Below are 6,818 nucleotides of genomic sequence, written 5' to 3'. Positions count from 1 at the left end.
CGTGTCCGGCAGCGCCTCCCACGGCCGCGTCGAGGCGGTGCAGTCCCGGCGCAGGGGGGCTCGGCACCTGGTGCGGGGACGGGGCGGTGTCCGCGTCGCACGGTCGGCAGTGTCCGGCAGTGCCTCTCACGGCCGCGTCGAGGCGGTGCAGTCCCGGCGCAGGAGGGGCTCGGCACCTGGTGCGAGGCCGGGGCGGTGTCCGCGTCGCACGGTCGGCAGTGTCCGGCCGACCGCGCCAAAGCGGCGCACCCCCGACCCGCACCACTACGTCCCGGACAAACGCCCTTCCGCCTCCCCGCCCCTACGGTGGACCAGGAAAACCAGCACACCCCCTACGCGGAAGGGCCGGGACTCGACTATGACTTCCACCCACGCCTTCTGGCTCGCCGGCCGCCAGGCCACCGGCGAGGACAGCTTCGACGTCACCTCGCCGTGGGACGGCCGTCTCGTCGGCCGGGTCAGCGTGCCGACGGACGCGCAGGTCGAGGAGGCCGTGGCCGCCGCGTACGCCGTGCGGGACGAGTTCGCCGCCACCCCGGCCCACGTCCGCGCCGCCGCCCTGGACCACGTCAGCAAGCGGCTCGTCGAGCGCACCGAGGAGATCGCGCAGCTGATCTCCGCCGAGAACGGCAAGCCGATCAAGTGGGCGCGCGGTGAGGTCGGCCGGGCGGTCTCCGTCTTCCGGTTCGCCGCCGAGGAGGCCCGCCGGTTCAACGGCGGCGAGGCCCAGCGGCTCGACACCGACGCCGGCGGCCAGGGCCGTCTCGCCCTCACCCGGCGCTTCCCCAAGGGCGTCGTGCTCGGCATCGCGCCGTTCAACTTCCCGCTGAACCTGTGCGCCCACAAGGTCGCCCCGGCGATCGCGGCGGGCGCGCCGATCATCCTGAAGCCGGCCCCGGCCACCCCGCTCTCCGGTCTGGTCATCGGCGAGCTGCTCGCCGAGACCGAGCTGCCCGCCGGTTCCTGGAGCATCCTGCCGGTCGCCAACGACCGGATGCCCACCCTGGTCCAGGACGAGCGGCTGCCGGTCATCTCCTTCACCGGCTCCGAGAAGGTCGGCTACGCGATCATGGACTCGGTGCCGCGCAAGCACTGCACCCTGGAGCTGGGCGGCAACGGCGCGGCCGTCGTCCTCGGCGACTGGGCGAGCGACGCCGACCTCGATTGGGCCGCCACGCGCATCGCCACGTTCTCCAACTACCAGGGCGGCCAGTCCTGCATCTCCGTGCAGCGGGTGATCGCCGACGCGTCGGTGTACGACCGTCTGCTGCCGCGCATCGTCGCGGCCGTCGAGGCGCAGGCCACCGGCGACCCGTCCGACGACGGCACCGACGTCGGCCCGCTGGTCAGCGAGGACGCGGCCCAGCGCGTCGAGACCTGGGTGGACGAGGCCGTCGCCGCGGGCGCGACCCTGCTCACCGGCGGCAAGCGCGACGGCGCCTCCTACGCGCCGACCGTCCTCACCGACGTACCGGCGGACGTCACCATCGCCTGCGAGGAGGTCTTCGGACCGGTCCTCACCGTGCGCAGGGTGGACGGCGAGGCCGAGGCGTTCGACGCCGTCAACGACTCCAAGTACGGCCTCCAGGCGGGCGTGTTCACCCACGACCTCCAGGTCGCCTTCCGCGCCCACCGCGCGCTGGAGGTCGGCGGTGTCGTGATCGGCGACGTCCCGTCCTACCGCGCCGACCAGATGCCGTACGGCGGCGCCAAGCAGTCCGGGGTGGGCCGCGAGGGCGTGCGGTTCGCGATGGACGACTACACCTACGAGCGGGTACTGGTTCTCACGGGGCTCGCCCTCTAGCAGGCTCGGACAGAACCCCGAAGGGGCCCGGCACCGGTGGACTCCGGTGCCGGGCCCCTTCTCCGCGTCGGCCTGGTCCGGACCCTCAACCGGAGAAGCCGACGAGCGCGAGCCGCAGCGGGCCGCGCAGCCCGATCCGCAGGTCATGCACCCCGTCCGCGGTGAACGGGGCGTCGAGGGTGGTGTAGTCGTACGGGCCCGGCGTGGGCGTGCCGAGCGTCAGCACCGCCAGGGCCGGACCGCCGTCCAGGGAGACCTCGACCGTGCCCTCGCCGGCCACCGCCACGCTCACCGCCGTCGCGCCGCTCCCGAAGTCGCAGGCGCGGTAGACCAGTTCGCCCGTGCCGCCGGCCGCCGGCGTCACCGCGTCCCCCGCGGCCTTGGCCCGGTCCACGATCTCGGTCCCGCTCTGCTCGTCGAAGCCGACGGCGGCCAGCCCCTCGCGCAGGACGGGACGCGGGACGCCCGCCTCGCCGTCGAGCGTCACCGTCGTCCGCAGCCGGACGTCCTCGCTGGACGCGCCGACCAGCAGGTCGTACGGGCCCGGTTCGAGGCGCGGGCCACCCCGGGCCACGTCGAAGAACGCGAAGGCGGACAGCGGCACGTCGAAAGAGACCTCCCGCCGCTCGCCCGGGGCCAGCGTGAGCCGGCGGTGGTCCAGCAGCTCACGGCGCGGGCGGGGGACCGACGGCTCCACCGCGCGGGCGTAGAGCTGGGCGACCTCGTCGGCGGTCACCTCCCCCGTGTTGGTCACCGTGAACGAGACCCGCGCCGCGTCCTCCCCGACCGCCACCGCCAGGCCGGCGTAGGCGAAGGACGCGTAGGACAGGCCGTGCCCGAACGGGAACAGCGGGGTGCCCTCGAAGTACAGGTACGTCTGGCGGGAGCCGATCACGTCGTAGTCGAGCAGGTCGGGCAGGTCCGCGTCGCCGGCGTACCAGGTCTGCGGCAGCCGGCCCGCCGGGGAGACGTCGCCGGCCAGCACCCGCGCCAGGGCGGTCCCCGCGGCCTGCCCGCCGTGCGCGGTCCACAGCACCGCGGACAGGTGCTCCGGCTCGACCGCGTACGGGTACGCCGACGTCAGCACCAGCACCGTGCGGGGGTTCGCCGTCCGGGCCGCCGCCAGCAGGCGCTCCTGGTGCGGCGGCAGCCGCAGGGTCGTACGGTCCTCGGTCTCGCGGCCGTTGATGTGCGGGTCGTTGCCCGCCACCACCACGACCACGTCGGCCTCGGCGGCGACCCGGGTCACCGCGTCCTCACCGCTCTCGACGACGACGATCTCGAAGACCTCGGGATCCTCCTCGGCAACCTTCACGCCCTCGGCGGTGACACAGACGTGGCGACCCGTTCCCAGGTGCCGCAGGAGGTGACCGTTCCCATGGGCTTCGAGACGGAACGTCTCCTGCACCACCCAGCCGCCGGGCTGGTCGGCGGAGGCGCGCAGGAAGCCGTCGTCGGCGACCGAGAGGTACCGGCCGTCGGGCGCGCGCAGGGTGAGGACGCCCTCCCCCCAGTCGGCCAGCGCCAGCTCGGTGCCGGAGGCGTCGGTGGTGAGCGGGGGCAGGTCGGTGCGGCCCGCGAGCAGCGCCGGGTCCAGGGCACCCTCGGCGCCGCGCACCGCGTCGGCGGCCTCGGGCGCGGGCGGCACCGTCAGGAACGTTCCGGCGGCGGTCTTCAACAGGACCCGGTCGACGCCCTCGGCGAACTCCACCCGCTCGGCGCCGAACCGCTCGTACAGCCCCTCCAGCGGGGTGGAGCGGTGGATCAGGGTGCCGCTGTACCAGTCGAGCTTGCACTCGTCGGCGAGCAGGCCGACCACCGCGAGCCGGGTGCCGGCGGCCAGCGGCAGCACGCCGTCGTTGCGCAGCAGCACCACGGCCTGCTCGGCGGCCTCCTGGGCGAGGGCCCGGTGGGCCGGGGTGTCGAACGCGCCGGTGCCCGCGTGCGGGTCCTCGGCCGGGTCGAACTCGCCGAGCCGGAAGCGGACCGAGAGCTGGCGGCGGACCGCCGCGTCGACGTCGGCCTCGGTCAGCAGCCCCCGCTCCAGGGCGCCCCGCAGCCGCGCGGTGATCTTCGAGCCGTCCGTGCCGTGGTCGGTGAAGCTGTCCACACCGGCGGTCAGCGAGGCCGCCGTCGCCTCCTCGTGGGTGTCGAAGTAGTGCTCGGAGTCGACCAGGTTGGAGGGGGCGCCCGCGTCCGAGCAGACCATCAGCTCCTCCTCCGTCCAGGTCCGCAACTGCTCGCGCAGGTAGGGGGAGACGTGGTTGGGGCGGCCGTTGACCAGGTTGTACGCGGGCATCACGCCGGCCACCGCGCCCGCCTCGACCGTCTCCCGGAAGGCGCGCAGGTCGTACTCGTGCAGCACGCGCGGGCGGACCGAGGAGGAGGTGACGTCCCGGCCGGTCTCGTTGTTGTGCGCCAGCCAGTGCTTGAGGACCGGGGCCGTGCGCCAGTACGTCGGATGTTCTCCGCGCAGACCGTGCGTGTAGGCGGTGGCGATGGCGGAGGTGAGCTTCGGGTCCTCCGAGTAGCCCTCCTCGTTGCGGCCCCACAGGGGGTGGCGCAGCAGGTTGACCGTGGGCGCCCAGACGTTGAGGCCGATGCGCTCGTCCCGGGCCCGCATCGCGCGCACCTCCCGGGAGACGGCCTCGCCGACCCGGCGCACCAGCTCCCGGTTCCAGGTCGCGCCCAGCCCCACGGCCTGCGGGAACACGGTCGCCGGGCCCATCCACGCCACGCCGTGCAGCGCCTCCTGGCCGGTGCGGAACGCGGTGACGCCGAGCCGCTCCACGGCCGGGGCGAACTGGTGCAGGAAGGACATCTTCTCGTCCAGGGTCAGCCGCGACAGCAGATCGTCGATGCGCTTCCCGAACGGCAGGTGCGGATCGCGGAAGGGCGGCGTGGGCGGCGTGGGTGCGGTCACGTGGTGATCCCTTTGCACTGGAGCGAGCAGGCGCTTTCGAAGCGCTTCGATGCTCAGTCGGGGGCGGGGTGGGTGTCAAGACATCCCTCGGCAACAACTCCGACTCACAGGCGGCATTTCAAGCCGTACATGAGTGTGCACCGAACCCGTACACCTCGGAGGAATCTTGGAAGCGACCCTTGTGCACCCCCATCCCTTCACTTAACCTCGCAGCAACATCGAAGCGCTTCGACGATTCTTCCGGTGTACGGGGTCACCGCCACGGGGCGGGTAATCCTCCGACGACCGGGGACGAGGACCGCTTCAGCTCAGCCAGTTCCACTCGAGACACCGCAGCCGACGGCCACCGCCGGGTGTCCTGGTGCGCCATGAAGGGTTGACGCAATGACGCCGAACGCCGCTTCCCTCTCTTCTGGTCCCTCCGGGCCCAGCCGGAGAAGCTTCCTCGCCTCCACGGCGGTCGCCACCGCAGCGGTGGCCGGAGGGATGCCGTTGCTCGCCGCCTGCGGCGGCACGGACAGCGGCTCGCGCGACGGCACCACCTCGGGCAAGGACGCCAAGAAGCTCCTGCCGGCCTACGTCGCCTCCAACGTGGTGACGCCCGACATCCCGTCTAAGAACGGCTCCTCGATCGGCTTCACCAGCAAGCTGGACATAGCCGGACTCAAGACCTCGGTGCCGAAGAAGCTGGGCAAGGGCGGCAAGGTCACCGTCATGTCGCCGTTCTGGGGCTCGCCGCCGAAGGCCGACAACGCCTACTACACGTCGATGAACGACCTGATCGGCGTCGACGTCGTCTGGCAGAACCAGGACGGCAACACCTACGACCAGAAGCTGGGCGCGGTCCTCGCCTCCAGCGACGTGCCCGACGTCGTGGTCGTCCCCGGCTGGAACATGACCGGCAAGATACCCAGCGCGATCATCAGCAAGTTCGCCGACCTGGGCCCCTACCTCTCGGGCGACGCCGTCAAGGACTACCCGAACCTCGCCGCGATCCCCACGGACGCCTGGCAGCGCTCCCTCTTCGGCGGCAAGCTGCGCGGCCTGCCGATGCCGTCGTCGTACGTCTCCAACATCGTGCCCCTCTACCGCAAGGACATCTTCGACACGGAGGGGTACGCGGTCCCCACCACCGCCGCCGAGTTCTACGCCCTGGCCAAGGAGATCACCAACGCCAAGGCCAAGCGGTGGGCCTGTCTCGACATGAAGTGGACCGCCTGGAACATGTTCGGCGTCCTCTCCGGCGACGAGAAGGCGCTCGGCTGGAACGTCGTCGACGGCAAGCTGATCAACCGCATCGAGACCCAGGAGTACCTGGAGGCGATCGAGTGGACGCGCAAGCTGTTCGCCGACGAACTCGTGCACCCCGACGCCGAGCTGGGCAAGAGCAACGCCACCGACCCGGGCCCGAAGTTCGCGTCCGGCGAGTTCCTCATCTACAACCAGGACATCTCGCAGTGGTACAGCCGCACCGCCGAACAGGCCGCCCAGAACCCGGACTTCCAGGTGTGGGGCATGGACCTCTTCGCCCACGACGGGGGCACCCCCACCTTCTGGGCCAAGAACCCGGCCAGTATCTTCGCCTTCGTCAACAAGAAGGCGTCCGAGTCGGTCATCCGTGACGCGCTGGCCGTCGCCAACGTCACCGCCGCGCCGTACGGCACCAAGGAATTCATGATGACCAACTACGGCGTCGAGGGCACCCACTACACCCTCAAGGACGGCGTCCCGGTCAAGAACGACCAGGGCAACATCGACGTGCTGAACGCCTACGTGATGATCGCCAGCCCCGCCTCGACCCTCGCCCACCCCGACTTCCCCGAGGTCGCCAAGGGCCAGGTCGAGTGGCAGCAGAAGGCCGGCGCCCACACCAAGAAGTCCTCCTTCTACGGCATGCAGATCACCGAGCCCGCCCGCTACACCAACCTCATGAACGACTTCGAGCAGCTCGAGGACGACATCATCCGCGGACGCAAGAAGATCGCCGACATGCAGCAGGCCGTCTCCGACTGGAAGAGCAAGGGCGGCGACAAGCTGCGCGACTGGTACCAGAAGCTGCTCGACGACAACGGCTCGTCGGCGAGCTGACCG

At 71.6% G+C, this 6,818-nt stretch carries 3 protein-coding genes; 2 read left to right on the top strand and 1 reads right to left on the bottom strand.

The window, feature by feature from the left end:
- The first annotated feature begins 358 nt into the window (after window positions 1-358).
- A complete protein-coding gene (locus tag ACIP67_RS14340) occupies window positions 359-1,804 on the top strand; it encodes an aldehyde dehydrogenase family protein (RefSeq protein ID WP_401691694.1) in 1,446 nt (481 codons plus the stop codon).
- 85 nt (window positions 1,805-1,889) lie between these two features.
- On the opposite strand, the gene ACIP67_RS14335 is transcribed toward ACIP67_RS14340, so the two are convergent.
- Window positions 1,890-4,727, bottom strand: a complete 2,838-nt coding sequence (locus ACIP67_RS14335) for a glycoside hydrolase family 3 C-terminal domain-containing protein (RefSeq protein ID WP_401691692.1) — start codon at window positions 4,725-4,727, stop codon at window positions 1,890-1,892.
- Window positions 4,728-5,111: 384 nt separating this feature from the next.
- On the opposite strand from ACIP67_RS14335, the gene ACIP67_RS14330 reads away from it, so the two are divergent.
- A complete protein-coding gene (locus tag ACIP67_RS14330) occupies window positions 5,112-6,815 on the top strand; it encodes an extracellular solute-binding protein (protein ID WP_401691690.1) in 1,704 nt (567 codons plus the stop codon).
- Window positions 6,816-6,818: the final 3 nt, after the last annotated feature.

It is taken from the genome of Streptomyces sp. NPDC088812 (assembly GCF_044750285.1).
Lineage (GTDB): Bacteria > Actinomycetota > Actinomycetes > Streptomycetales > Streptomycetaceae > Streptomyces.
This window is presented reverse-complemented; position numbering and strand designations above follow the sequence as displayed.

Bases quoted from the DNA above. Each gene is read 5' to 3' on its own strand.
- ACIP67_RS14340 (WP_401691694.1), top strand. From the start codon at position 359: ATGACTTCCACCCACGCCTTCTGGCTCGCCGGCCGCCAGGCCACCGGC.
- ACIP67_RS14330 (WP_401691690.1), top strand. From the start codon at position 5,112: ATGACGCCGAACGCCGCTTCCCTCTCTTCTGGTCCCTCCGGGCCCAGC.